At 55.0% G+C, this 25,376-nt stretch carries 24 protein-coding genes and 1 tRNA gene; 12 read left to right on the forward strand and 13 right to left on the reverse strand.

Translation table 11 applies throughout. From position 1 onward, the window contains the following. Window positions 1-17: 17 nt before the first annotated feature. Window positions 18-734, reverse strand: a complete 717-nt coding sequence (gene rph, locus B3B59_RS00480) for a ribonuclease PH (RefSeq protein ID WP_040077825.1) — start codon at window positions 732-734, stop codon at window positions 18-20. A gap of 125 nt (window positions 735-859) precedes the next feature. Here rph and B3B59_RS00485 point away from each other — a divergent pair, with 125 nt between their 5' ends. Then, entirely contained in the window at window positions 860-1,723 is an 864-nt protein-coding gene (locus B3B59_RS00485) for a YicC/YloC family endoribonuclease (RefSeq protein WP_040077824.1), read from the forward strand. A 210-nt stretch (window positions 1,724-1,933) separates the two neighbouring features. Continuing rightward, window positions 1,934-2,551, forward strand: a complete 618-nt coding sequence (locus tag B3B59_RS00490; RefSeq protein ID WP_040077823.1) for a trimeric intracellular cation channel family protein — start codon at window positions 1,934-1,936, stop codon at window positions 2,549-2,551. Here B3B59_RS00490 and ligB read toward each other — a convergent pair. After that, entirely contained in the window at window positions 2,478-4,232 is a 1,755-nt protein-coding gene (gene ligB, locus B3B59_RS00495) for an NAD-dependent DNA ligase LigB (protein WP_286807872.1), read from the reverse strand. The genes B3B59_RS00490 and ligB overlap by 74 nt on opposite strands. A 252-nt stretch (window positions 4,233-4,484) precedes the next feature. On the opposite strand from ligB, the gene gmk reads away from it, so the two are divergent. From gmk to recG, 5 genes are read left to right on the forward strand one after another with little or no spacing between them, the layout of a single operon-like run. Further along, window positions 4,485-5,108, forward strand: coding sequence for a guanylate kinase (gene gmk / locus B3B59_RS00500; RefSeq protein WP_040077822.1), 624 nt, complete (start codon window positions 4,485-4,487; stop codon window positions 5,106-5,108). A 54-nt stretch (window positions 5,109-5,162) separates the two neighbouring features. Continuing rightward, a complete protein-coding gene (rpoZ, locus tag B3B59_RS00505) occupies window positions 5,163-5,438 on the forward strand; it encodes a DNA-directed RNA polymerase subunit omega (protein WP_000135058.1) in 276 nt (91 codons plus the stop codon). Window positions 5,439-5,457: 19 nt separating this feature from the next. Further along, on the forward strand, window positions 5,458-7,569 hold the full coding sequence (gene spoT / locus B3B59_RS00510) for a bifunctional GTP diphosphokinase/guanosine-3',5'-bis pyrophosphate 3'-pyrophosphohydrolase (protein ID WP_040077821.1): 2,112 nt from the start codon (window positions 5,458-5,460) through the stop codon (window positions 7,567-7,569). 4 nt (window positions 7,570-7,573) lie between these two features. Beyond that, a complete protein-coding gene (gene trmH / locus B3B59_RS00515) occupies window positions 7,574-8,263 on the forward strand; it encodes a tRNA (guanosine(18)-2'-O)-methyltransferase TrmH (protein ID WP_040077819.1) in 690 nt (229 codons plus the stop codon). 3 nt (window positions 8,264-8,266) lie between these two features. Next, window positions 8,267-10,348, forward strand: coding sequence for an ATP-dependent DNA helicase RecG (gene recG, locus B3B59_RS00520; RefSeq protein ID WP_286807873.1), 2,082 nt, complete (start codon window positions 8,267-8,269; stop codon window positions 10,346-10,348). A gap of 3 nt (window positions 10,349-10,351) precedes the next feature. Here the strand turns inward: recG and gltS are convergent, their stop codons facing one another. Beyond that, entirely contained in the window at window positions 10,352-11,554 is a 1,203-nt protein-coding gene (gene gltS / locus B3B59_RS00525; RefSeq protein WP_207292723.1) for a sodium/glutamate symporter, read from the reverse strand. 222 nt (window positions 11,555-11,776) lie between these two features. Here gltS and B3B59_RS00530 point away from each other — a divergent pair, with 222 nt between their 5' ends. Both B3B59_RS00530 and B3B59_RS00535 read left to right on the forward strand, forming a co-directional pair. Continuing rightward, entirely contained in the window at window positions 11,777-13,168 is a 1,392-nt protein-coding gene (locus tag B3B59_RS00530) for a nucleobase:cation symporter-2 family protein (protein ID WP_286807874.1), read from the forward strand. Window positions 13,169-13,286: 118 nt separating this feature from the next. Continuing rightward, window positions 13,287-15,002, forward strand: coding sequence for an AsmA family protein (locus tag B3B59_RS00535; RefSeq protein WP_286807875.1), 1,716 nt, complete (start codon window positions 13,287-13,289; stop codon window positions 15,000-15,002). 135 nt (window positions 15,003-15,137) lie between these two features. Here the strand turns inward: B3B59_RS00535 and yicI are convergent, their stop codons facing one another. Both yicI and B3B59_RS00545 read right to left on the reverse strand, forming a co-directional pair. After that, on the reverse strand, window positions 15,138-17,456 hold the full coding sequence (gene yicI, locus B3B59_RS00540) for an alpha-xylosidase (RefSeq protein ID WP_286807876.1): 2,319 nt from the start codon (window positions 17,454-17,456) through the stop codon (window positions 15,138-15,140). A 12-nt stretch (window positions 17,457-17,468) separates the two neighbouring features. Then, on the reverse strand, window positions 17,469-18,860 hold the full coding sequence (locus tag B3B59_RS00545; protein ID WP_286807877.1) for a glycoside-pentoside-hexuronide family transporter: 1,392 nt from the start codon (window positions 18,858-18,860) through the stop codon (window positions 17,469-17,471). Between the two features lie 291 nt (window positions 18,861-19,151). On the opposite strand from B3B59_RS00545, the gene B3B59_RS00550 reads away from it, so the two are divergent. Continuing rightward, window positions 19,152-19,246: transfer RNA gene (locus B3B59_RS00550), tRNA-Sec, on the forward strand. 4 nt (window positions 19,247-19,250) lie between these two features. Here B3B59_RS00550 and B3B59_RS00555 read toward each other — a convergent pair. Both B3B59_RS00555 and B3B59_RS00560 read right to left on the reverse strand, forming a co-directional pair. Beyond that, on the reverse strand, window positions 19,251-20,054 hold the full coding sequence (locus tag B3B59_RS00555; protein ID WP_286807878.1) for a toll/interleukin-1 receptor domain-containing protein: 804 nt from the start codon (window positions 20,052-20,054) through the stop codon (window positions 19,251-19,253). A 23-nt stretch (window positions 20,055-20,077) separates the two neighbouring features. Then, window positions 20,078-20,269 carry a toxin-antitoxin system HicB family antitoxin gene (locus B3B59_RS00560; RefSeq protein WP_286807879.1) on the reverse strand — a complete coding sequence of 64 codons (192 nt, stop codon included), beginning with the start codon at window positions 20,267-20,269 and terminating at the stop codon, window positions 20,078-20,080. Between the two features lie 125 nt (window positions 20,270-20,394). On the opposite strand from B3B59_RS00560, the gene B3B59_RS00565 reads away from it, so the two are divergent. After that, the gene (locus B3B59_RS00565; RefSeq protein WP_286807881.1) at window positions 20,395-20,694 is read left to right on the forward strand and encodes a SymE family type I addiction module toxin; all 300 of its coding nucleotides are present in this window, start codon (window positions 20,395-20,397) and stop codon (window positions 20,692-20,694) included. Between the two features lie 531 nt (window positions 20,695-21,225). On the opposite strand, the gene B3B59_RS00570 is transcribed toward B3B59_RS00565, so the two are convergent. From B3B59_RS00570 to B3B59_RS00580, 3 genes are read right to left on the reverse strand one after another with little or no spacing between them, the layout of a single operon-like run. Further along, complete coding sequence (locus B3B59_RS00570) at window positions 21,226-21,696, reverse strand: Hcp family type VI secretion system effector (protein WP_286807882.1); 471 nt, start codon at window positions 21,694-21,696, stop codon at window positions 21,226-21,228. An 11-nt stretch (window positions 21,697-21,707) separates the two neighbouring features. Next, the gene (locus B3B59_RS00575; RefSeq protein WP_286807883.1) at window positions 21,708-22,055 is read right to left on the reverse strand and encodes a putative T6SS immunity periplasmic lipoprotein; all 348 of its coding nucleotides are present in this window, start codon (window positions 22,053-22,055) and stop codon (window positions 21,708-21,710) included. Further along, entirely contained in the window at window positions 22,052-22,594 is a 543-nt protein-coding gene (locus B3B59_RS00580) for a type IV secretion protein Rhs (protein WP_286807884.1), read from the reverse strand. Before B3B59_RS00580 ends, B3B59_RS00575 begins: the two co-directional genes overlap by 4 nt. 224 nt (window positions 22,595-22,818) lie before the next feature. On the opposite strand from B3B59_RS00580, the gene B3B59_RS00585 reads away from it, so the two are divergent. Further along, entirely contained in the window at window positions 22,819-22,944 is a 126-nt protein-coding gene (locus B3B59_RS00585; protein ID WP_286807885.1) for a hypothetical protein, read from the forward strand. Between the two features lie 19 nt (window positions 22,945-22,963). Here B3B59_RS00585 and B3B59_RS00590 read toward each other — a convergent pair whose 3' ends face one another. From B3B59_RS00590 to B3B59_RS00600, 3 genes are read right to left on the reverse strand one after another with little or no spacing between them, the layout of a single operon-like run. Continuing rightward, a complete protein-coding gene (locus tag B3B59_RS00590) occupies window positions 22,964-23,419 on the reverse strand; it encodes a GNAT family N-acetyltransferase (RefSeq protein WP_286807887.1) in 456 nt (151 codons plus the stop codon). Between the two features lie 46 nt (window positions 23,420-23,465). Then, a complete protein-coding gene (locus B3B59_RS00595; RefSeq protein WP_040077809.1) occupies window positions 23,466-23,729 on the reverse strand; it encodes a YkgJ family cysteine cluster protein in 264 nt (87 codons plus the stop codon). Continuing rightward, the gene (locus B3B59_RS00600; RefSeq protein ID WP_286807888.1) at window positions 23,726-25,375 is read right to left on the reverse strand and encodes a GTPase; all 1,650 of its coding nucleotides are present in this window, start codon (window positions 25,373-25,375) and stop codon (window positions 23,726-23,728) included. The genes B3B59_RS00595 and B3B59_RS00600 overlap by 4 nt, the downstream gene beginning before the upstream one ends. Window position 25,376 lies beyond the last annotated feature (1 nt).

The raw sequence follows: 25,376 nt of genomic DNA on the forward strand, positions 1-25,376 counted from the left end.
CAACGTCGCCCTTAAAATCAGTTTTCCAACGCCGCCTTCTGCGTCGTTACGATGGACTCAATCCCCCCTCGGGCCAACGCCAGCAAGGTAAGAAGTTCTTCATGGGTGAAGGGTTCGCCTTCTGCGGTGCCCTGCACCTCGATAATGCGCCCGTCTTCGGTCATCACCACGTTCATGTCGGTCTCTGCAGCGGAATCTTCTACATATTCCAGATCGCATAGCGCTTCGCCATTAACAATCCCGACGGACACCGCAGCCACCATCCCTTTCATTGGGTTGGTTTTCAGTTTACCAGCCGCCACCAGCTTGTTCAGGGCATCGGCCAGCGCCACGCAGGCACCGGTAATAGAGGCTGTACGGGTACCGCCATCGGCCTGGATAACGTCGCAGTCCAGCGTAATGGTAAATTCACCCAGCACTTTCAAATCAACAGCTGCGCGCAGCGCACGCGCGATCAGTCGCTGGATTTCCATAGTGCGGCCGCCCTGCTTACCTTTCGCCGCTTCGCGGGCGTTACGGGTATGTGTGGCACGCGGCAACATACCGTACTCGGCGGTGATCCAGCCCTGGCCCTGGCCTTTCAGAAAGCGTGGAACGCCCTCTTCAATCGAGGCGGTGCAGAGCACTTTGGTATCACCAAATTCAACAAGCACGGAACCTTCAGCGTGTTTTGTGTAATTACGGGTCAGGGTGACGGGGCGCACCTGATTTGCGCTACGACCTGCTGGACGCATGATGGAATCTCCGGCTTGAAACGAATGTGGCTGCGCATTATACGGATTAATGCCGCTTATTCCTATCCTGGGAAGGCCCCGAAAGCTATAATCCCCCCATCTCTCCTTTAAAAACAGGAACGACTATGATCCGCAGTATGACCGCCTACGCCCGGCGTGAAATCAAAGGTGCATGGGGTAGCGCCACATGGGAAATGCGCTCGGTAAACCAGCGCTACCTGGAGACCTATTTTCGTCTGCCGGAGCAGTTCCGTGGCCTCGAGCCAGTGATTCGTGAGCGTATCCGCTCCCGTCTGACTCGCGGCAAAATCGAGTGCAGCCTGCGCTACGAACCCGATGCCAGCGCACAGGGGGAGTTGGTCCTGAACGAAAAACTGGCTAAACAGCTGGTTAATGCCGCGAACTGGGTCAAAATGCAGAGTGACGAAGGGGAAATTAACCCGGTTGATATCCTGCGCTGGCCAGGCGTGATGGCGGCTCAGGAACAGGATCTGGACGCCATTGCCGCAGAAATCCTCGCCGCGCTCGACAGCACCCTGGATGATTTCATCACCGCACGTGAAACCGAAGGCCAGGCACTGAAGGCGCTTATTGAGCAGCGTCTGGAAGGGGTGAGCGGTGAAGTGGCGAAAGTGCGCACTCACATGCCAGAAGTCCTGCAATGGCAGCGTGAACGCCTGGTTTCCAAACTGGAAGAGGCCGAAGTTCAGCTCGAGAACAATCGCCTGGAACAAGAGCTGGTGCTGATGGCTCAGCGCGTAGACGTTGCTGAAGAGCTGGACCGTCTGGAAGCGCATGTGAAAGAAACCTATAACATCCTGAAGAAGAAAGAGGCAGTAGGCCGTCGTCTCGACTTCATGATGCAGGAGTTCAACCGTGAGTCGAACACTCTGGCTTCAAAGTCTATTAACTCTGAAGTGACCAACTCTGCTATTGAGCTGAAAGTGCTGATCGAGCAGATGCGCGAGCAGATTCAAAACATCGAATAACCCGCGTTGTCTCCTATGGCCCCGTCTGGGGCCATTTACTCATTTTCCTCGAGTAAATCTAATCCTTATTCTTCCCTTAAATCACTCAACCCCAGCATTATCACTGTCCACGCATTAGAAAAAGTATGGGAAAGTGCCTCACACAAAAAAATCTAAATCGTGAGCTAACCCACAAAACGCTACCCTGACGCCCTCACATCTGGGGGTTATATGCTGCTACATATCCTTTACCTTATTGGTATCACCGCCGAAGCCATGACCGGTGCGCTGGCCGCAGGCCGCCGACGGATGGATACTTTCGGCGTGATCATTATTGCCACAGCGACGGCGCTTGGCGGCGGTTCAGTGCGCGATATCCTGCTGGGTCACTACCCGCTTGGCTGGGTAAAGCATCCTGAATACGTGATTATTGTCGCCGTAGCAGCCGTGTTGACGACCATTGTCGCCCCCGTCATGCCGCATTTGCGCCGCCTGTTCCTGGTGCTGGACGCCCTGGGCCTGATCGTCTTTTCCATTATCGGTGCCCAAATCGCCCTGGATATGGGCGAAGGCCCGGTCATTGCGACCATTGCTGCCGTCGTGACCGGCGTGTTTGGCGGCGTATTGCGGGATATGTTCTGCAAGCGCATCCCGCTGGTGTTCCAGAAAGAGCTATACGCCGGCGTGTCATTCGCCTCTGCCGTGTTATATGTGGCCTTACAACATTACGTTTCCAGCCAGGATGTGGTGATTATCTCTACTCTGCTGTTTGGCTTTACGGCTCGCATGCTGGCGTTGCGCCTGAAGCTGGGTCTGCCGGTTTTCCATTATCGCCACGACAGCCACTAATCTCCTCCGCCTGGAACCCTTTTACGCCCTGCGTCCTCAGCCATGAGGTCAGGGCGATTAGCGTAGGGTGATGAACAAATTCAATAAGCCTGCGTGCCCTCGCTTGTCCCACCCCGGCAACCTGCTGCCAGCTGCGTTCATCCCGCTGTTGAAGTGTTAACCAATCCTGGTCGCGAAGCGCATTCAAAGCGGTGCGCGGTAGTGGCACCCCAAGGGCTTCCAGCCAGCGAGTAAAAGGCAGCTGGCGCGCCAGATCAAAGCGGTGCCAAAGCTGAAGCCCGCGCTGGGCTGATAGCCCCGGCGTCTGTTGCAACTGCGCCTTGCTCAATGTCAGCCACGAAAACAGATGCTCGAAATGGTGGATCTGATGAAGCAGACGCCATCCCGCCTCCCCTACGCCTTCGATATTTAAAACCGATGGCGCGCTCAGCCGTACGAGCCGGGCGATAAACTGTTCACGACAAGCCGGTGTGGCATAAAAACAGGTTAGCGGGGTATACCCGGAGGCAGGAGGTTCAGGTTTTGTACGATCCGCCCCTCGCCAGACCACGCTGTCAATGCGCGGTATGCCCTGCCCCGCCAGGCTAACCTGAATCTGATCTCCCGGCGCAAGATCCAGCCTCTGCCAGCGCGCCACAGAACCGAGGTTAACCCGCTGGACACGCTTGTCATCCAGCTGTACGGGCTCCAGCGTGGCGACTACCGCTATTCGCCCGGTGCGTCCCACGGTAAAAGTAATTGCCTTCACTTCTGTCACCCGGGCCGCCGGGGCATATTTCCACGCCACGACCCAGCGCCCCTCGCCCGGCAACCACTCCTCTCCCTTTGGCTCTTGCCCCGAGCGAACCACAATGCCATCCGTTACGAAGGGCAACGGCGAGTGATACCACTGCTGGCGGAGCGCTTCTGCCTCTTCTGCACGGGTGATTTTTCGTGTCCATGCTTCGGTCCAGAGAAAACCGGCCTGGGTGAGCGCCGTCAGCCGCTGCGGCATCGAAGCGGGCCCATCAGGCCAGGCCCAGATAAAAACAGCAATATCGTTAAGTAGTGCGCTTTCACCATGTCGCATCATTGCCCCGGCAACCCTGGCCCGCGCGTTCATCCCTCCCATTTGCTGCTGAATGTGCCCCTCACGGCGTAAAAAGAGCTCTCCCTGCAAGACGCTGTTTGCCAGCAGACCCGTCGTATGAACAGGTATCCGCGGCAACGCCTGCACTTTTGTTGTCCAGTCCTCTCCTTTCAGGCCATCTCCGCGGCTCGTCGCCTGCACCAGTCGCCCCTGGCGATAAACCAGCGTGACCGCCACCTCATCAACCTTAGGTTGCACCCAGAGATCGCCACGATTTCGCATCCACTCGCGAAGCGCCGCGCTATCTTTGATTTTTTCTACACCGGTATGGCTAACAGGATGGCGGGTTGTGCCCCGCGTGGCGGGCAGCATCAGTGCCGCGTGCTCATCGCCAAAACAGCGCTGCCACTGTTTTAACCGCTCGCTAAGTTGGTCATACACCTCGTCGTTGACGTTGCTCACCCCATCCTGCCAGTAAGCCTTATCCCAGCGGGCAATCTGCGCGCTAAGCCGGTTTATCTCTTGCTCGGCTTTTGCGTGCGACCAGACAGGGCAAACCGCCATTCCGTAGCCGCTCCATACCATCATTACTGCTCCAGCCCATCGCCACATTGTTACCCCTCCCTGCAATGAAAATGGGTATAACGCAGACCGACTCCCGGGAGCGACGGGCAAAAACCAATTCCACGAGGCGTTATCCAGAAATTGTTTTTGTTGCAGCAAACGGGCAATAAATCTGGAAAAAAGCAGGCAAAAATCTGCAAGAGAGGGAAAAAATGTGACAAAGGCTACGTCGCGCAGCGGCGACGTGTATAATAAGCCCGTATGTAGGACTTTCTTCGCTAACACATACAAAAGACTCTCATGGCTCAAGGCACGCTTTATATTGTTTCTGCCCCTAGTGGCGCGGGTAAATCCAGTCTGATTCAGGCGCTGTTAAAAACCCAACCGTTGTACGACACGCAGGTGTCCGTTTCTCATACCACGCGAGCGCCGCGTCCAGGTGAGGTGCACGGTGAACACTATTTCTTTGTTAATCACGACGAATTCAGAGCGATGATTGCCAGAGATGCGTTTCTTGAACACGCCGAGGTCTTTGGCAACTATTACGGCACATCCCGCGAGACCATTGAGCAAGTTCTGGCTACGGGCGTAAATGTGTTTCTGGATATCGACTGGCAGGGCGCGCAGCAAATCCGCAATAAAATGCCTGATTCGCGTAGCATCTTTATTTTACCGCCGTCGAAAGATGAGCTAGACCGCCGCCTGCGTGGCCGTGGTCAGGATAGCGAAGAGGTAATCGCCAAACGTATGGCTCAGGCAGTTGCGGAAATGAGCCATTACGCTGAATATGATTACCTGATTGTGAATGATGACTTTGATGCCGCCCTGAGCGATCTCAAAACCATTCTTCGCGCCGAACGTCTGCGTATGAGCCGCCAGAAGCAGCGACATGACGCATTAATCACCAAACTGTTGGCAGACTGAACCTACATTCAGTATCATGCCCAGTCATTTCTTCATCTGTGGAGCATTTCAAGTATGGCACGCGTAACTGTTCAGGACGCTGTAGAGAAAATTGGTAACCGTTTTGACCTGGTGCTGGTCGCCGCGCGTCGCGCTCGTCAGATGCAGGTTGGCGGTAAAGATCCGCTGGTACCGGAAGAAAACGATAAAACCACCGTTATTGCACTTCGCGAAATCGAAGAAGGTCTGATCAACAACCAGATCCTCGACGTGCGTGAGCGCCAGGAGCAGCAAGAGCAGGAAGCCGCAGAACTGCAGGCCGTTACCGCCATTGCTGAAGGTCGTCGTTAATTAAACCTGCGGGTCGCCCTTGTATCTGTTTGAAAGCCTGAATCAACTGATTCAAACCTACCTGCCTGAAGACCAGATTAAGCGTCTTCAGCAGGCGTATCTCGTTGCACGTGACGCTCACGAGGGCCAGACACGTTCAAGCGGTGAACCCTACATCACGCACCCGGTGGCGGTTGCCTGCATTCTGGCCGAGATGAAACTCGACTATGAAACGCTGATGGCCGCGCTGCTGCATGATGTGATCGAAGATACCCCCGCCACCTACCAGGATATGGAACAGCTGTTTGGCAAAAGCGTTGCCGAGCTGGTGGAAGGGGTCTCTAAGCTGGATAAGCTTAAATTCCAGGATAAGAAAGAGGCGCAAGCCGAAAACTTTCGCAAGATGATAATGGCGATGGTGCAGGATATCCGCGTCATTCTCATTAAACTCGCTGACCGTACCCACAATATGCGCACGCTGGGCTCACTTCGCCCGGATAAACGTCGCCGCATCGCCCGTGAAACCCTCGAAATCTATAGCCCGCTGGCGCACCGTTTAGGTATTCATCACATCAAGACCGAGCTTGAAGAGCTGGGCTTTGAAGCGTTGTACCCGAACCGCTTCCGCGTGATCAAAGAGGTGGTGAAAGCCGCACGTGGCAACCGTAAAGAGATGATTCAAAAAATCCTCTCTGAAATCGAAGGGCGTCTACAGGAAGCGGGTATTCCGTGCCGCGTCAGCGGTCGCGAAAAACATCTCTACTCCATCTACTGCAAAATGGTGCTTAAAGAGCAACGTTTTCACTCGATCATGGATATCTACGCCTTCCGCGTCATCGTCCATGATTCCGACACCTGTTATCGCGTGTTGGGCCAGATGCACAGCCTCTACAAGCCGCGTCCGGGGCGCATGAAAGACTATATCGCCATTCCTAAAGCGAACGGCTATCAGTCTCTGCACACCTCGATGATCGGGCCACACGGCGTGCCGGTCGAAGTGCAGATCCGTACCGAAGACATGGATCAGATGGCAGAGATGGGGGTTGCGGCACACTGGGCGTATAAAGAGCACGGTGAAACCAGCACTACGGCGCAAATTCGCGCCCAGCGCTGGATGCAAAGCCTGCTGGAGCTGCAACAAAGCGCCGGTAGCTCGTTTGAATTTATCGAGAGCGTTAAATCCGATCTCTTCCCGGATGAGATTTACGTTTTCACGCCGGAAGGGCGCATTGTCGAACTGCCTGCCGGCGCCACGCCGGTTGACTTCGCCTATGCCGTGCACACCGATATCGGTCATGCCTGCGTAGGTGCCCGCGTCGACAGACAGCCGTATCCGCTGTCGCAGCCGCTGACCAGCGGTCAGACCGTGGAAATCATTACCGCACCCGGCGCCCGCCCAAATGCGGCGTGGCTTAACTTTGTCGTCAGCTCCAAAGCCCGCGCCAAAATTCGCCAGCTGCTGAAGAACCTCAAGCGTGACGACTCCGTCAGCCTGGGGCGTCGTCTGCTCAACCATGCTCTGGGCGGTAGCCGTAAACTGAACGAGATTCCGAAAGAGAACATTCAGCGTGAGCTTGAGCGCATGAAGCTCGCCACGATGGACGATCTGCTGGCGGAAATCGGTCTTGGCAACGCCATGAGCGTGGTCGTGGCGAAGAATCTGCAACAGGGCGAAGCCACGCCGATAGCACCTGGCGCGTCTGGCCACACCCATCTGCCCATCAAAGGCGCAGACGGGGTGCTTATCACCTTCGCCAAATGTTGCCGCCCGATCCCTGGCGACCCGATTCTGGCGCACGTCAGCCCAGGTAAAGGCCTGGTTATCCACCACGAATCCTGTCGTAACATCCGCGGCTACCAGAAAGAGCCTGAGAAGTTCATGGCGGTTGAGTGGGATAAAGAGACCGAGCAAGAATTTATCACCGAAATTAAGGTCGATATGTTCAACCACCAGGGGGCACTGGCGAACCTGACGGCTGCCATCAATACGGCATCCTCCAATATCCAGAGTTTGAACACGGAAGAGAAAGATGGCCGCGTCTACAGCGCCTTCATTCGTCTGACGGCCCGTGACCGTGTGCATCTGGCGAACATTATGCGCAAAATCCGCGTGATGCCGGACGTCATCAAAGTCACCCGTAACAGAAACTAAGCTGATGAACGCGAAACGTTACGAGCGTATCTGTGAGATGCTCGCCAGGCGACAGCCAGATCTGACGGTGTGCATGGAGCAGGTACATAAGCCGCATAACGTCTCTGCTATCGTCCGTACCGCCGATGCCGTGGGTGTGCACGAAGTGCACGCCGTCTGGCAGGATCACCGCATGCGCCCGATGGTGTCTGCGGCGGCGGGCAGCAACAGCTGGGTGCAGGTAAAAAATCACAAAACCATCAGCGAAGCCGTTTCGCACCTTAAAGGGCGCGGAATGCAGGTGCTGGCGACCCATCTCTCCGATAAGGCCGTCGATTTCCGCGAGATCGACTACACCCGTCCTACCTGCATCCTGATGGGCCAGGAAAAGACCGGGATCACCCAGGAAGCGTTAGATCTGGCGGATCAGGACATTATCATCCCGATGATTGGCATGGTGCAGTCGTTAAACGTCTCGGTGGCCTCCGCTCTGATTCTCTACGAAGCACAGCGACAGCGTCAGAACGCCGGTATGTACCAGCGTAGCAACAGCATGTTGCCGGAAGAGGAGCAGCAGCGTCTGCTGTTCGAAGGTGGTTATCCGGTGCTGGCCCGTGTGGCGAAGCAGAAAAAGTTACCCTACCCCCACGTCAACGCGCAGGGCGAGATCGAAGCCGATGCCGGGTGGTGGGCTACCATGCAGTACGCGGGATAAATCATGAAAGGCCGCCTGCTCGACGCCGTTCCTCTTAACACGCTTACGGGCGTGGGTGCGGCGCAAAGCAGTAAACTGGCGAAGATTGGCCTGCATACCGTGCAGGATTTGCTGCTTCACTTCCCCCTGCGTTACGAAGATCGCACCCATCTCTACCGCATCGACGACCTGTTGCCTGGCATATACGCCACGGTTGAAGGCGAAGTCCTGAACTGCAACATCACCTTCGGCGGCCGCCGGATGATGACCTGCCAGATTAGCGATGGCTCCGGCGTTCTTACGATGCGTTTCTTCAACTTCAGCGCGGCGATGAAAAACAGTCTTGCCACCGGGCGACGGGTTTTAGCCTATGGCGAAGCCAAACGCGGCAAATACGGCGCGGAGATGATCCACCCGGAGTATCGTGTGCAGGGGGATCTCAGTACGCCTGAGTTGCAAGAGACGTTGACGCCGGTTTATCCCACCACCGAAGGGGTTAAACAGGCGACGTTGCGTAAACTCACCGACCAGGCGCTGGAGTTGCTGGATACCTGCGCTATCGCCGAGCTTTTGCCGCCAGAACTGGCGCAAGGGATGATGAGCCTGCCGGAAGCGATGCGCACCCTGCACCGTCCGCCGCCGTCATTGCAGCTTAGCGATTTAGAGAGCGGACAACATCCCGCCCAGCGGCGGCTTATCCTTGAAGAATTGCTGGCGCATAACCTCAGTATGCTGGCCCTGCGTGCGGGCGCCCAGCGCTTCCACGCTCTGCCTCTTACGCCGCGCGATGATTTAAAAGATAAGCTGCTGGCCTCGCTGCCGTTCAAACCCACCGGTGCCCAGGCTCGGGTAGTGGCTGAAGTTGAGCGCGACTTGGGGCTCGACGTACCGATGATGCGTCTGGTTCAGGGGGATGTGGGCTCCGGTAAAACGCTGGTTGCCGCGCTTGCCGCCTTGCGCGCCATTGCGCACGGTAAACAGGTGGCGCTGATGGCGCCCACCGAACTGCTGGCCGAACAGCATGCCAATAACTTCCGCAACTGGTTTGCCCCGCTGGGCATCGAAGTCGGCTGGCTGGCCGGAAAGCAAAAAGGCAAAGCACGCCTTGCGCAACAAGAGGCCATCGCCAGCGGCCAGGTGCAGATGATTGTCGGAACCCATGCCATATTCCAGGAACAGGTGCAGTTTAATGGCCTGGCGCTGGTCATTATTGATGAGCAGCACCGCTTTGGCGTGCATCAGCGCCTGGCGCTGTGGGAGAAAGGGCTGCAGCAGGGTTTCCACCCGCATCAGCTGATCATGACCGCGACCCCCATTCCGCGCACCCTGGCGATGACCGCCTACGCCGATCTGGATACCTCCACCATTGACGAGCTGCCGCCAGGCCGAACGCCAGTGACCACGGTCGCTATTCCGGATACGCGCCGCAGCGAGATTATCGACCGCGTGCGCAACGCCTGCATGCAGGAAGGGCGGCAGGCGTACTGGGTCTGCACCCTGATTGAAGAGTCCGACCTACTGGAAGCGCAGGCCGCCGAAGCGACCTGGGAAGAGCTAAAGCTCGCCCTGCCGGAGCTGAATATCGGCCTGGTACATGGCCGTATGAAGCCGGCCGATAAACAGGCGGTGATGCAGGCATTTAAACTGGGCGAGCTGCATTTGCTGATTGCCACCACGGTCATTGAAGTGGGCGTAGACGTGCCCAATGCCAGCCTGATGATTATCGAGAACCCGGAGCGTCTGGGCCTTGCGCAACTCCACCAGCTGCGTGGCCGCGTCGGCCGTGGCGCGGTGGCGTCTCATTGTGTATTACTTTATAAATCCCCGCTCTCGAAAACCGCCCAAATGCGCCTGCAGGTGTTGCGCGACAGTAACGACGGGTTTGTGATTGCACAAAAAGATCTGGAAATCCGCGGGCCGGGCGAATTGCTGGGCACGCGTCAGACCGGCAACGCCGAGTTTAAGGTGGCGGATTTAATGCGCGATCAGGCCATGATCCCCGAAGTTCAGCGCCTCGCCCGCCATATTCATGAACGCTACCCCGAGCAGGCGGCAGCGCTTATCGAACGCTGGATGCCTGAAACCGAGCGCTACTCCAACGCCTGAGGCTTAGCCAAAAATGGGCAGCATCAGATAGAGTTTTATGACCAGCGCGTTCACGATATCAATAAAGAACGCACCGACCATCGGCACCACCAGAAACGCCATATGCGATGGACCAAACCGCTCGGTTATCGCCTGCATATTGGCAATCGCCGTTGGCGTGGCCCCCAGACCAAACCCGCAATGCCCTGCCGCCAGCACCGCCGCATCGTAGTTTTTACCCATCAATCGCCAGGTCACAAAGATGGCATAAAAGGCCATAAACAGCGTCTGGACTGCCAGAATCGCCAGCATCGGCAGAGCCAGCGAGGCCAGTTCCCACAGCTTCAGGCTCATTAACGCCATCGCCAGGAACAGCGACAAGCAGACGTTCCCCAGCACCGACACCGCGCGTTCAAACACACGATAGAACCCCATCAGCGACAGGCCATTGCTGAGGATGACCCCAACAAAGAGCACGCAAACGAAGGTCGGTAATTCAAACGTCGTCCCCGCCAGCCATTGCGCAATGAGCTTACCGGCGGTCAAACAGATGGCGATAAGCGCGATGGTTTCAATCAGTACCAGCGACGTGATCACACGGCCAACCTCGGGCTTTTCAAAAGCCGACGGCACCATTTCATCGTCCGGCCTGCCGTTTGGCGTGGAGGAGCGTTTCACCAGATAGCGCGCCACCGGGCCGCCGATCAGTCCGCCCAGCACCAGCCCGAACGTTGCGCAGGCCATCGCCACTTCGGTGGCATTCTGAAAGCCGTAGCGCTCAATAAAGACTTTGCTCCACGCCGCCCCGGTACCGTGTCCGCCTGAAAGGGTAATTGAGCCCGCGAGCAGTCCCATCAGCGGATCCAGCCCCAGCAGAGAGGCCATGCCAATGCCGATGGCGTTCTGCATTACCAGCAGCCCGACCACCACAATCAGGAACACCCCCAGCACTTTGCCACCGGCGCGCAGGCTGGCCAGATTTGCGTTCAGGCCGATCGTCGCGAAGAACGCCAGCATCAGCGGCTCTTTCAAAGTCATATCAAAGTTGATTTCCCAGCCCATGCTTTGTTTCAACGCCAGCAGCGCCAGCGCTGCCAGCAGGCCGCCGGCGACGGGTTCGGGAATGGTATAGCGACGAAGAAAGGAAACACGATGAACCAGCTTACGTCCGAGCAGTAAAACCAGCGTTGCCGCAACAAGCGTCGACAACGTATCGAGATGAATCATAGAAGGCTCCTTTTATGCGTATGTTCCATGCACACACGGCGTTATCCTGGCCGGTTTGCGCTCCTCATGAGCCCCGGCGATGGAAGTGTAATGAACTTTTTTCTCCCGATATAGAAAAGCCGCACAAACTGGAGGTCTTTATCCGTAAATTTCGCTGGCAATCGTTTGCTTTTATTGCGCCATCGGCTAGAATGCCCGCTTTTCCTCCTGGGATCGCAGCCGATGTCCGTTAACGCCGTAGAACAGCAAGATGCGCAACCGATTGCGCAGCAGCATAACAGTGAACTGATTTACCGTCTTGAAGACCGCCCACCGCTGGCGCAAACCCTGTTTGCCGCCTGCCAGCATCTGCTGGCGATGTTTGTCGCGGTGATAACGCCGGCGTTGCTGATCTGCCAGGCGCTCGGTTTACCGGCACAGGACACCCAGCACATCATCAGTATGTCGCTGTTCGCCTCTGGCGTGGCCTCTATTATCCAGATTAAAGCCTGGGGTCCGGTGGGCTCTGGCCTGCTGTCGATCCAGGGCACCAGTTTTAACTTTGTGGCGCCGCTGATTATGGGCGGCACCGCGCTGAAAACCGGCGGCGCCGATGTGCCGACCATGATGGCAGCGCTGTTTGGCACCCTGATGCTGGCGAGCTGCACCGAGATGGTTATCTCCCGCGTGCTGCATCTGGCGCGCCGCATCATTACCCCGCTGGTCTCCGGCGTGGTGGTGATGATTATCGGCCTGTCGCTGATCCAGGTAGGACTGACGTCTATCGGCGGCGGCTATGCAGCGATGAACGACCACACCTTCGGCGCACCGAAAAATCTGCTGCTGGCAGGTATTGTGCTGGCCATCATCATTCTGCTTAACCGCCAGCGTAACCCTTACCTGCGCGTCGCTTCGCTGGTGATCGCGATGGCAGCAGGCTACCTGGCAGCGTGGGCCATGGGCATGCTGCCCGAGAACACCGCACCGACAAACAGTGCACTGATCACCGTCCCGACGCCGCTGTATTACGGCCTGGGCATTGACTGGGGTCTGCTGCTGCCGCTGATGCTGGTCTTTATGATCACCTCTCTGGAAACCATCGGTGATATCACCGCCACCTCTGATGTTTCTGAGCAGCCGGTGTCTGGCCCGCTGTATATGAAACGCCTGAAAGGCGGCGTGCTGGCAAACGGGCTGAACTCGTTTGTTTCTGCGGTCTTTAACACCTTCCCGAACTCCTGCTTCGGCCAGAACAATGGCGTGATCCAGCTGACGGGCGTTGCCAGCCGTTACGTTGGCTTTGTGGTGGCGCTGATGCTGATTGTGCTGGGTCTGTTCCCGGCGGTGAGCGGCTTTGTTCAGCACATTCCGGAACCGGTACTGGGCGGCGCGACGCTGGTGATGTTTGGTACCATTGCTGCCTCTGGCGTGCGCATTGTCTCGCGTGAGCCGCTGAACCGTCGTGCAATCATGATCATTGCGCTCTCTCTGGCCGTGGGCCTGGGCGTTTCTCAGCAGCCATTGATCCTGCAGTTTGCGCCGGACTGGGTGAAAAACCTGCTCTCTTCCGGCATTGCCGCCGGCGGTATCACCGCTATCGTGCTCAACCTGATCTTCCCGCCAGAGAAGAACTAATCCCCTTTTCACGGCAGCCGCGTCCGGCTGCCGTGACATCGATTTACCAATCCCGCCTTGAGCATTGCGCCCAAATGTTGCATAACTCCTCTATGTGCGTTTTGCGGGATGGAAGACCATGAAATTTATTGGAAAGCTGCTCGTCTATATTCTTGTCGCCATATTGATTGCGATTATTGCGCTCTATTTTCTGGTCCAGACCCGCTGGGGCGCGGCTCAGGTGAGTGGCTGGATCACCGTCAATACCGATTACGAGCTCAATTTCGACCTGATGGATCACCGTTTTTCGTCCCCGACACATATCCTGCTGAAAAATGTCACCTTTGGCCGGGACGGGAAACCTGCCACGCTGGTTGCCAAAACCGTGGATATCGGCCTGAGCAGCCGCCAGGTGACCGATCCGCTGCATATGGATACCATCACCCTCTCTGACGGCACCCTGAACCTTTCCCCGCAGACCGCGCCGCTCCCTTTCCAGGCCGATCGCCTGCAGTTGAATAACATGGCCTTTAACAGCCCGAATATGGAGTGGGATCTGAGCGCGCAGAAGGTGACCGGCGGCGTTAACCCATGGCAGCCCGAGGCAGGTAATGTGCTGGGCAAAAAAGCGCAGATTCAAATCAGCGCCGGGTCGCTGACCCTGAATGGCGTAGAGACCAGCAACGTGCTGATTCAGGGCGAGCTGAATGGCAAGGAGGTGGTGCTGAGCACCATCGGCGCCGATATGGCGCGCGGCTCGCTCACGGGCACCGCTCGTCGCAATGCCGACGGCGGGTGGGTGGTGGATAACCTGCGCCTGAACGAGATTCGCCTGCAGAGCGATAAAGCCTTAGCCGATTTCTTCACCCCCATCACCACCTTGCCGTCTTTTAAAATTGGCCGACTCGAAGTGACCGACGCCCGGCTACAGGGGCCGGACTGGGCGGTGACCGATCTCGATCTGAGCTTGCGCAACCTGACGTTAAGCAATGGCGACTGGCAGAGCGACGATGGCCGCCTGTCGATGAACGCCAGTGAGTTTATTTATGGCTCGCTGCACCTGTTTGACCCGATTCTGAACGCGGAGTTTTCCCCGCAGGGCGTGGCGCTGCGTCAGTTTACCTCCCGCTGGGAGGGGGGGATGATCCGTACTTCCGGTAACTGGTTGCGCAACGGTAAGGCGCTGGTGCTGGACGATGTGGCCATCGCCGGGCTGGAGTACACCCTGCCGCAGAACTGGAAAAATCAGTGGATGGCTGAGTTACCGACCTGGCTGAATAGCGTAACGCTGAAGAAATTTGGCCTGAGCCGTAACCTGGTGATTGATGTGGATCCCGCCTTCCCATGGCAGATCACCGCGCTGGATGGCTACGGCGCGAATCTGCAGCTGGCGAAAGATCGTCAGTGGGGAGTGTGGAGCGGTAGCGCGACGCTGAACGGCGCAGCGGCGACCTTTAATCGCGTGGATGTGCGTCGACCGTCGCTGGCGCTCAATGCCAACGCCTCGACGGTAAATATTAGCGAGCTGAGCGCCTTCACCGAGCGAGGTATTCTGGAAGCCACCGGCACCGTTTCGCAGTTGCCGCCACGGCAAACTACTGTCAGCCTCAACGGACGAGGCGTGCCGCTAAACGTGCTGCAGCAGTGGGGCTGGCCCGCGCTGCCTGTGACCGGAGATGGCAATATACAGCTTACCGCCAGTGGAAGCGTGCAGGCTAACGCACCGCTAAAACCGACGGTGAACGGCAAGCTGCGTGCGATAAATATGGATAAACAGCAGGTGGTGCAGACGATGACGGGTGGCGTGGTTTCAACGGCGCCGGCTGTTTCACCCTCACCCCAGCCCTCTCCCTGAAGGGAGAGGGGGTAAAACCCAGCCCGCACTTACCGGTTCCCTTGTCACGGAAGGAAGAGTGGGCAACCCCCAGCCCGCACATAACAGTCCCCTCTCCCTATGGGAGAGGGTTAGGGTGAGGGGAGGAAAACCGCATCAGAGCTGAATCACCACCTCACTCCCCTCCGGTTTCACCACCACGCCCCACTCGCTCCCCGCATAAGACGCCCCTTGCACGCCTCCAACCTGCTGCACATTGCGCAGGCACAGCGTCCAGCTGCGGGCATCGCCCTCGCCTTTCACCCTCACAGTGCCGCCGCTGCGCGTCGCCGTTAGCGTAAATACGACAGTGCCGTCTGCCGCAGGCACTTCGCTCACTGCCGTTGCGCCATCGCTCAGGTTAAACAGCTGGAAAGCCGTCCCCTCGTTCCAGGCGTAGTCCGGCTTCTGGTTGTTGTTGCCCAGCGCCAGCAGGGTATTGTCGCGCACATAGACCGGCAGGCTCTGGAAGTCGTGCTGCTGCTTATGCCAGCGGCTACCCTGAAGTTCATCGTTATGCCACAGGTGCGTCCAGCGCCCTTCCGGCAGATAAAACTGTACGTCACCCGCTTCGGAGAAGACCGGTGCAACCATCACCGCCTCCCCCAGCATGTACTGACGGTCAAGATAATCACACGCCGGATCGTCCGGGAACTCCAGCATCATCGCGCGCAGCATCGGCGTCCCGAACTCGCGCGCCAGCGCCGCCTGACGATACAGGTACGGCATCATCTGGCATTTCAGCTGAGTAAAGTGGCGCACCACGTCGCAGGACTCGTCATCGTACGCCCACGGCACACGATAGGATTTGCTGCCGTGCAGGCGACTATGGCTGGAGAACAGACCGAAGGCACACCAGCGTTTATAGACGTGCGCCGGAGCGGTGTTTTCGAACCCGCCGATATCGTGGCTCCAGAAACCAAAGCCGGACAGGCCAATCGACAACCCGCCGCGCAGGCTTTCTGCCATGGATTCATAGTTGGCGTAGCAGTCGCCGCCCCAGTGAACCGGGAACTGTTGCGCACCAACGGACGCCGAGCGGGCAAACAGCACCGCCTCGTCTTCGCCCACTGTCTCTTTCAGCACGTTCCACACCAGTTCGTTGTAGATGTAGGCGTAGTGGTTGTGCATCTTCTGCGGGTCCGAGCCATCAAACCATTGCACGTCCGTCGGAATTCGCTCGCCAAAGTCTGTCTTGAAGCAATCTACGCCGATATCCACCAGCCCCTTGAGCTTGTCGGCATACCACCGGCAGGCTTCCGGGTTGGTAAAGTCGTAAATCGCCAGCCCCGGCTGCCATTTGTCCCACTGCCACAGGGAGCCGTCCGGGCGTTTCAGCAGATAGCCTTTCTCTTTCAGCTCCTTAAATACCGGCGACTTCTGGCCGATATAGGGGTTAATCCAGACGCAGACCTTCAGCCCTTTCTCCTTCAGGCGGCGGATCATCCCCTCCGGGTCGGGGAAGGTCACCGGGTCCCACTCAAAATCGCACCACTGGAAGGCTCTCATCCAGAAGCAGTCGAAGTGGAAAACATGCAGCGGCAGATCGCGCTCGGCCATGCCGTCGATAAAGCTGTTTACCGTCGCTTCGTCGTAGTTGGTGGTGAATGAGGTAGTCAGCCACAGGCCGAACGACCATGCCGGCGGCAGCGCCGGACGCCCGGTGAACTGCGTGTAGCGGTTTAGCACCTCTTTTGGCGTCGGGCCGTCGACCACGAAATACTCCAGATATTCGCCTTCGACGCTGAACTGCACCTTAGAGACTTTCTCGGAGCCGATCTCAAAGGAGACGTTTTCCGGATGGTTCACCAGCACGCCGTAGCCGCGGTTGGTGAGGTAAAACGGAATGTTTTTATACGATTGCTCGGTGCTGGTACCGCCGTCGCGGTTCCAGGTTTCCACCGTCTGGCCGTTGCGCACCAGGGCGGTGAAGCGCTCGCCCAGGCCGTAGACCGTTTCGCCCACGCCCAGGTCCAGACGCTCGAACATGTAGTTGTGATCGGTGTTACTGTCCTGCACGTAGCCGTTATTTTTCAGCTGGCTGCCGGTAATGCGCTGCCCGTTGCGCAGGAAATCCAGCGCCCAGAACTCGCCTTTGGTGACGCGCACGCTAACGCTGCCACTTTTCAGCTCGGCAAACGCCGCGTTGTTTTCAATCTCGACCTTCACGTCGTTGAGAACGTTAAGGGGATAGTGCGGGCCGTTATCCAGCGCCCCCTGGAAATGCTCGATGCGCACCCCGACAATCCCTTCCTGCGGGGCAAATAGACGAACCGTGAACATCAATGTGTCGAGCTGCCAGGTGCGTTCGCGCACGTCACGCGGCGCCACGTAGACCACCAGGTCGTTACCCTGCTGCTCCACATCAAACACCTGAACCGGATAAGTCACGTTCAGACCCGGTTGAATAAGCCAGTTTCCGTCACTGATTTTCATACTCTCGTCCTCTTAGTTCCGTAATTCTTTGCTGACCGGCAGGGTTTCAAACTCTTGCTGATTGCGGCGCGCGCCTTGTGCCAGCTCGCCCATGATTTTGGTCAGGAAGGGGGTTTTCAGCGTGTAATAGCGTTTGGCGATGATGGCGCTCAGCACGTAGCAGGCCGCCGGCACCAGGGTAAACAGGCCGATGATGATGCTGATGGTCGCGCTATTCTGGGTTTTGGCCGCCGCGTCGTAACCGCCGCCTGCCAGCATCCAGCCGATGAGTGCCCCGCCCAGCGCCAGGCCCAGTTTCAGTACGAACAGCGTGCCCGCAAAGCTGATGCCGGTCAGGCGTTTGCCGTTAGTCCATTCGCCGTAGTCGACGGTATCGGACATCATCACCCACTGGATTGGTGTTACCAGCTGGTGCAGCACACCAATGACGAAGATGAAAGCGAACATCAGGACGGTGGCCTGCATCGGCACGAAGAACATCGCCACGCTCACCGCTGCCAGCGCGGCGTTGGTCCACCAGAAGATACTGACTTTGCATTTCCAGTCAGTAAGCGGTTTCGCCAGCGCGGAGCCAATCAGGTTGCCGACGCAGTAGGTGGTGAGGAAGGCGACGAACACCTCCGGCGACCCCATAATCCAGGTGCAGTAGTACATCATCGCGCCGCCGCGCACGCAGACGGCAAGAATGTTGAGGATGGTGAGCACACCTACGACGCGCCACTGGTCGTTTTGCCAGATGTCACGCAGATCTTCGCGCATGGAGGTGGTGCTTGGCGGCACCTGAATGCGCTCTTTGGTGGTAAAGAAACAGAACGCCAGCATCAGGAAGGCCACCACCGACAGCACGGCGATCCCGCCCTGGAAGCCGAACGCTTTATCGTCTCCGCCAATCAGGTTCACCAGCGGCATCATCAGCACCGTGGAGAGCATGCCGCCCGCCGTCGCCAGCACGAAGCGCCAGGATTGCAGGGAGATACGCTGCGTCGGGTCGTTGGTGATCACCCCGCCCAGCGCGCAGTACGGGATGTTGACCACCGTATAGAGCAGGGTCAGCAGGGTGTAGGTGACGGCGGCGTAGATCATTTTGCCGTTGAGGCTGAGGTCCGGCGTGGTGTAGGCCAGCACGCAGACCAGGCCAAACGGAATGGCCCCGAACAGGATCCACGGCCGGAACTTGCCCCAGCGGCTGCGGGTGCGATCAGCAATCAACCCCATGCAGGGGTCAGAAATCGCATCCAGCGCGCGTGCCAGCAGGAACATGGTGCCGACAAACCCGGCGGGGATGCCGAAGATATCGGTATAAAAAAACATCATGTAAAGCATGACGTTATCAAAAATAATATGGCTGGCGGCGTCACCCATGCCGTAACCAATTTTCTCTTTTACAGACAGTACTTCGCTCATCTTTTTTTATCCTTCACGCTGTAGGGGGCGCTGAGACCGGTTACAGAGGTTGTAAACCATTGGCGATGAAGCGGGTATTCTGTTTTCTGGTTAGCAGATTACGATTCTTCTTTTTTGTGATCGCGGTAAAATTCGATGAGCACAAAATGCTAAGCTCAGGAATTCGTTGAGATTTACCTGAAATGGATCAATGCAGGCCCTGTCAGGGGCGAAAATAAGTGTGTCAGGGTATGTGGTTAATGTCTGAAAGTAGCTATAATGCGCCCCGCCTCCATGTAGCAATCGAGGCGCGGAAGATCGTCATCTCCGGTGAGGTGGCTGGACTTCAAATCCAGTTGGGGACGCCAGCGTTCCCGGGCAGGTTCGACTCCTGTGATCTTCCGCCAAAATTTATTTTTTATTTGACAAACTTTCCAGTGCTGATAATAAATCGTTCAATCCAATGTTGAAATCATTTCTAAAGTCAGCATATTTCTTTGTTTTTAATAATTCAGGTATCTTGCAATCCTTTAAAAGGATAGGTAGTACATGAATACGACCATGCTGAATTTCATTCCAGTACTTAGTATGCCACTCTCTTTCTACCCATTTTGAAGTGACAGCGTTTTCAGAAAGAATAACAATAATAAAATCCGCTTCTTCCAACCCATTAGAAATTTTTTCAGGAATACTTTCGCCAACTTTAATGTCCCATTCATCCAACCACGGGATATATCCATTTGCTTCAAGATCCATACATAACATCTTTGCAAAAGGTTTATCTAATGATGAATGGGATATAAAAACCTTAGCTCCACTTGGTTTATTCATGTAGCGTTGCTCCACGATTTGTTCTAAAAGAGTAGTTTCAACATAATGCAACTCAGAGAAATAGCTACATAATTTTTTATATGAAGTTTTATTATACGGTGAACATAAACTAGTTAGTTCAGTTTTACGATTCATTAAATCATACATAGATGCATATTCTAGATCATCATAAGGAATATAATGATGTTCTGTTGCTAACGAAAAATAACCAAAATAGACAATAGCAACATGGATGACACCCTCCGGCGTCACATCGTCATTTTCTTCATTCCATTCATAATCTTCTGGAAAAATTGAATCATCATCGTCGTAATAGCCAATACGACCTTTGAATTCACCAGAAATTACTTTCACGGTACCATATCGATCCATTTCTTTAGGCATAGCTTGAACCTATATCATTGACGCTAGCCCTTAGGCTCAATTTTCCTTAACCGCAAAGCCTCCCTCGCCAGTTCCTTCAACCAGCTGGCGAGACTCACCCCCTCTTCCGCTGCTATAGCATCTAACTGCTCCTTCAATGCCGGATCAATACGCATTTTAAACTGCGGGGATTGCCCGCCGCCTTTTGGTTTTTTTTCGCGCGATATGATTGACATGAGGCCACCTATCCATCTACTCTGATACATATAGGAGGCCACCTAAACCTCCTGTACTAGCAACGCTCCGAAGTGCGGGAACACAACAGGAGCGTCTAACCTCACCAACTATCAAGGAGTTGATTATGGCTGATTCGCATTCTACCCCAGACGTCACCGCAACAGGAACAGAGCGCACATTAATTGTGGGATATCGCCCGAATGTTTTCGACAAATCCACGCCCAGTATCCATCTGTCCGGTAAATGGCTACGCGCGGCAGGATTTGATACAGGGCATCGGGTGACGGTAAAGGTGATGGATGGCTGCATCGTGCTGATGGCATATAGCGAGAACGAACAGCGGCTACTGGACGAAAACAGGCGAGTAAAAGAGACGCTGGCACAGGTTGATCGACGTCTGGTTGAACTGAAATCAACTTTATAGACAAGCAAGTTTGAACGTCGGGGTTTACGTCCGCTGACACATGGGCATACCCAATTGCAATACTCTTGTTGGCTACCCGTGAATCAATAATGGTTAGTTAAGCTGTGCGGTAATAATGTTGTGATATCGGACAGCCCCGATACCTAAACGTAAGCACCTGAAAGGGCGCTTACGTTTCAGCGATAAAACCACTTATCCGCTTTGACATCATTACCACTGTCACAGGTACAGGGGATGGTCTCTTTTGCCAGAAGGGATATTCGTACTCGAAGACATTTCTGGCATCAAATATGGATAATCCACGCTGAATGACCCTAAACATCAATCAGAAATTTGTGTGCATCTTCAGGGATAAAGTTAAAATCATCCTTAAGCGTCCCTTCTTCGGTGACCTGCTCAACGCCAGGTCTGAACCCGTGTTCTCAGATCGGATTCTTTTCCATGATGTATCCCATAACCTCAGTTTCGATGTTTCTCATTCAGGGGAGTTGAGATCGCTAAGCCCTTTCAAAGATTCTTTCATCGAGACATCTAATTCCAGCTATCTTCATACTTGATATTTCCATCCAGATAAAACCACTTAATACCGTGATAACGAATACTGATACTTTCCAGCATATTATGACCACGCGAGCCTGGAACCCAAGTATGGGCTGCATCAACAGATATTATCACGATGCTATCTAACGTTACGCGGTACACTTCATATTCAAAGCCAGCTTCGTTAACGTCGTAGTAATGGATGACAGACTTTTTTAGCCTCTTACTTTGACATAAGGCATAAGCAAAGTATGGAGACGTTTTGTCGATCTGATTATGAATATTGAACGCACCATGTTCCCTGGCCCCCATAAGCTTGCCCGTATTTGAACAGCACACCTGGTTTATGTGGTAATTACTGTTAAGGATCTCAATAGCCCCTTCCCTGCCAGCGACGTTGCTACTGCCTTTAATCGGGTTTCCGTTCTCATCATAAAGAAACATATATGCGGGTAATGACATTTATTTTCCTCCTAGTGATAACTCATTATTCTGCCGTCATTATCTTTAAAAAAAGGATAGTAATAATCCCGCTCATTCAAGGTATAAGAAACTTCATAGGCATAACCAGCTGGCAGAGCGATCTCAATACAGCTTTCAGGATATGAAAAATTTTTTAAGTCAGCAGCCGCAAATTCTTTATACTTACCCTTTTGTGTAGACGAAACGACATACCTATTTAAGACTTCATGTTTATCAACGCTGAAGCAAAGATGATTTTCATTAATCATTACACTTCTCTGCTCAGGAATAGTGATCTTTTCACCTGGGCACCCAACTATTGATAATACAAGAGGCAAGAACAGAACCTTTTTTTTCATTGCGGAAAGTCTCCTAAAATAGTTTCATATCGTTTGAGGAGCTCATGTGTGGGTTCTGAAGGATTGTAATCAATCAGTTTATGCAAATTATTGTGGTTTTCGAAACCATACGTTTTAAGTAACCAATAGTCACTAATAAGCGAGGCCTGCTGCTCAAGCCCATAAGCCAGTAAATGATGTTTATCGAGACTATATGTGTAATCAACAGCCCAGGAAAACGCACCACGCAGGCGTACCATCATACCGTGTTGGTGTTGCCATACATGCATCATTTCATGCAGAAAAAGATGCGCCCCTACAATACGGGACATTGTACGATGGGACATGGAGAAATCGTGTTCATAGGTCCCTTCCATAAAATAAATTTCACCATTTGGTGTCATTGCAGTTCTGAAATCCTGCATATTGAAGGGCAGATAGCTTCCCCGATGGATCCATACTTCATTGTAGCGAATACTTAATCCATAAAGCGTTTTTGAAAGATTTATTTCACCGAGCGTAAGTAGGCGTAATCCACCTATTTTTATTCCATTGCTCATAGACATTCTCCTTTTGCAATGGACATATTATTCCCAATAAAAATTTACACAATTATTTTTATAATGAATTGAATTAGGAGTTTTATTTCGTCACATAATCAATCAGATGATTAAATAAAACCTTAATGATAAAAACAAAAAACAACTGACAATGTAATCACCCGGCTGAATATGTAGTCATATCCATTTTATTTACCCATTAAACAGGTGATGGATGACTGCACGTGCTGATGGCGTATAGCGCGCAAGAGCAGCGGCTGCTGGATAAACTGAAAGCGGTACAGGCGAAGCTGAAAAGGATAAAAGGGGCGCTGTTGCCCGCCGAAGGAGAAAAAGACATCGTCAGCTGATTAAAATGGGAGAAGCAGGCTAAGCGCTAATCCCGGTATGTCTGCTCAGCCGCATATGCAGCAGCGGAAACGGGTTCCCCTGCCCGTCCAGGGCCGAGCGCCCCACCTGCACAAACCCCATGTGTTGATAAAACGCCACCCCTTGCGGGTTTTGCTCGTTCACATCCACTTCGTTGACGCCGAAATGATTAACCGCACAGGTCAGTAACAATTTGCCGACGCCTTTCCCCCGGCTCGCAGCATCCACAAACAGCATTTCGATGCGGTTCTCGTCCACGCCTAAAAAGCCGTGAATACTGCCCTGCTCATCACGGGCAATGATCACCTGTAAATTCGGCAGATACATATTGAGCAGGAGCGGGCGTAACGTCGCAATGTCGCTTTCCTGCAAGAAATGGTGCGTGGCACGAACGGAGGATTCCCAGATCGCGGCCAGACGCTCGAAGTGTGAGGGCAGTGCGGTTTCGATTTTCATCCGCTAACGATGCGTGTCAGCCGCCATAAAATCAACCTCCTGCCCCTTACAATCTCTCGCAAATCGCCACATTCAGCCGGACAAAGTCGTCCCAGGCAATGACCTCGCTCAGCCTGGCGCGGTAGTAGTCCTCTACGCGACAGACTAGCGGTCGGGTGGCGTAGATGGCGCACAGGTGGGTTGTTTCATCGAAATGGCCGCACACCCCGTCGCCGCGATCGAGAAACGCGGTTTCGGGGCTGGCGTTGACCCTGCGGCAGCACTTGCCGCAGGCATTGCAGGGGAAAGGCGTTAACGCGTCGTCACTCATGCCTGCGTACATAACGACGAAGCGAGGCGCTGTACTTCTATGATGCGATCGCTCAGCTCACGATCCTGCTGGCTGGCGATATCCCGCGCGGCTTTCACTTTGTCCAGTAACTCTGCGAACCAGGGCTCCAGCGACTCATCCACCAGCCGTAACGCACCGGATTCAAACTGTGCGGCCGTCGTGAAGGCAAAATCGTCGATCTCTTGCTGATAACGCTCCCATTCGCGGCGTTGTTGCTCGCTTTGTTCACGTGCCTGTTTGGTTTCACGATCTTCTGCGAAGATATCCCACAGCGAACTGACTACAGTGATGGCTGGCCCTACGTACGGCAGCCATTTGCCCACCACCAGCGTACCCCACTTCTCCATGGTTTTTGGGCCAATCCCCTTCATCAGTGACGGTAGCCACTCTTTCACCACTTTCAGGCCGCTGACCACGTGTTCCGGTTTTGCCATCGAACCCAGCGTATTGACCGCGTGGTTCATCATCTCGGCGTTAATGCCCCCGGGCTCTGGCGATACCCCCTGCTCCTGAGTTGCCTGCGCACCCGGCATGTGCGGAATCGACTGCGAGGCACCCTGTTCTGCCTGTCGGGCGATCGCCGCTTGCAGGCTGTCGACATCATCGGCAAAACGCTGCACCAGATAGGTCATCTCACGGTTTTGCGCCGCTTCCACTTCGCCGCTGGCCTGCCGGAAAAGCGCCTCGATGTGTGCCTGCGCGTGTTCAGGATCCTGGCGCAATGCCGCCTTGCTGCCCCGGTACATGACCTCACGCTGGTTCTTCACCTCATCGATCACCGCGTTACGGCAAAGCTGCTGCTGCGCAACGATATTTTTCAAAAGGGTATCGAAACTGCGCACGGTGTCACTGGTGGTCTGCTGCTCTAACGTGTGCAGCAACTTGTCGAGGAAGCCGTTCAGCGTCGCGCCCAGTCGACGGTAGATATGCTGGCTATCAATGCTGGCGATAAAGGTGGTCAGCGCCTCTTCGAAGATCGGGAACTCACTGGCGCGCAGTAGCCCCGGCACATTGTTCAGCTTCGCCTGCAGCGCCATCTCCGCATTGACGCGCAGGATAGGGATATCCTGCAGCACATCCTGCAGACCCTGCGCTTCCGCCAGGCTTTGCAGACGAATACGAATGTCGTTTTTGAGGCGGGTTAAGGTCTCGACGTCCATGCGATCTTTATCGTTGAGCACCAGGAACAGCTTTTTGCGGGCCTGTAAAATCTCGACCAGCACCTTGAGTGTCTTCTCCTCTTCGGCGGCACCGGACGGGTTTACCACAAAAATCACCGCATCCGCTTTCAGCATCTGTTCCCGGGTGACCGCTTCATGATCCAGCGGCGCATCCACGCCCGGGGTGTCCAGAATGGTGCTGTTATTCCAGCAATAGGAGTCAACAGAGGCGGTTAACGGAACATCGCCGGTCGCTGCCACGCATTCGCCAACCAGAGCGTTGATAAGCGTGCTTTTGCCGGCGTTATACACGCCGTAGACCATAATGCTGGCATCCGGCTGGTTGCGCTTGTCTTCAAACTGTTTCTGCACAGGCGCAAATTCTGCCGCCAGCGCAGGATACTGGCTTGCCAGTTTCGCCGTCAGGTCGTAAGTTTCAAAAAGTTCTGCCGCTGACATCGCCATG

The sequence above is a fragment of the Leclercia sp. UBA2479 genome (genome assembly GCF_002341985.1).
Taxonomy (GTDB): domain Bacteria; phylum Pseudomonadota; class Gammaproteobacteria; order Enterobacterales; family Enterobacteriaceae; genus Enterobacter; species Enterobacter pneumoniae.

Coding starts and splice junctions, on each gene's coding strand:
- rph (WP_040077825.1), bottom strand. CDS start 734: ATGCGTCCAGCAGGTCGTAGCGCAAATCAGGTGCGCCCCGTCACCCTG.
- B3B59_RS00485 (WP_040077824.1), top strand. CDS start 860: ATGATCCGCAGTATGACCGCCTACGCCCGGCGTGAAATCAAAGGTGCA.
- B3B59_RS00490 (WP_040077823.1), top strand. CDS start 1,934: ATGCTGCTACATATCCTTTACCTTATTGGTATCACCGCCGAAGCCATG.
- ligB (WP_286807872.1), bottom strand. CDS start 4,232: ATGTGGCGATGGGCTGGAGCAGTAATGATGGTATGGAGCGGCTACGGA.
- gmk (WP_040077822.1), top strand. CDS start 4,485: ATGGCTCAAGGCACGCTTTATATTGTTTCTGCCCCTAGTGGCGCGGGT.
- rpoZ (WP_000135058.1), top strand. CDS start 5,163: ATGGCACGCGTAACTGTTCAGGACGCTGTAGAGAAAATTGGTAACCGT.
- trmH (WP_040077819.1), top strand. CDS start 7,574: ATGAACGCGAAACGTTACGAGCGTATCTGTGAGATGCTCGCCAGGCGA.
- recG (WP_286807873.1), top strand. CDS start 8,267: ATGAAAGGCCGCCTGCTCGACGCCGTTCCTCTTAACACGCTTACGGGC.
- gltS (WP_207292723.1), bottom strand. CDS start 11,554: ATGATTCATCTCGATACGTTGTCGACGCTTGTTGCGGCAACGCTGGTT.
- B3B59_RS00530 (WP_286807874.1), top strand. CDS start 11,777: ATGTCCGTTAACGCCGTAGAACAGCAAGATGCGCAACCGATTGCGCAG.
- B3B59_RS00535 (WP_286807875.1), top strand. CDS start 13,287: ATGAAATTTATTGGAAAGCTGCTCGTCTATATTCTTGTCGCCATATTG.
- yicI (WP_286807876.1), bottom strand. CDS start 17,456: ATGAAAATCAGTGACGGAAACTGGCTTATTCAACCGGGTCTGAACGTG.
- B3B59_RS00545 (WP_286807877.1), bottom strand. CDS start 18,860: ATGAGCGAAGTACTGTCTGTAAAAGAGAAAATTGGTTACGGCATGGGT.
- B3B59_RS00555 (WP_286807878.1), bottom strand. CDS start 20,054: ATGCCTAAAGAAATGGATCGATATGGTACCGTGAAAGTAATTTCTGGT.
- B3B59_RS00560 (WP_286807879.1), bottom strand. CDS start 20,269: ATGTCAATCATATCGCGCGAAAAAAAACCAAAAGGCGGCGGGCAATCC.
- B3B59_RS00565 (WP_286807881.1), top strand. CDS start 20,395: ATGGCTGATTCGCATTCTACCCCAGACGTCACCGCAACAGGAACAGAG.
- B3B59_RS00570 (WP_286807882.1), bottom strand. CDS start 21,696: ATGTCATTACCCGCATATATGTTTCTTTATGATGAGAACGGAAACCCG.
- B3B59_RS00575 (WP_286807883.1), bottom strand. CDS start 22,055: ATGAAAAAAAAGGTTCTGTTCTTGCCTCTTGTATTATCAATAGTTGGG.
- B3B59_RS00580 (WP_286807884.1), bottom strand. CDS start 22,594: ATGAGCAATGGAATAAAAATAGGTGGATTACGCCTACTTACGCTCGGT.
- B3B59_RS00590 (WP_286807887.1), bottom strand. CDS start 23,419: ATGAAAATCGAAACCGCACTGCCCTCACACTTCGAGCGTCTGGCCGCG.
- B3B59_RS00595 (WP_040077809.1), bottom strand. CDS start 23,729: ATGAGTGACGACGCGTTAACGCCTTTCCCCTGCAATGCCTGCGGCAAG.
- B3B59_RS00600 (WP_286807888.1), bottom strand. CDS start 25,375: ATGGCGATGTCAGCGGCAGAACTTTTTGAAACTTACGACCTGACGGCG.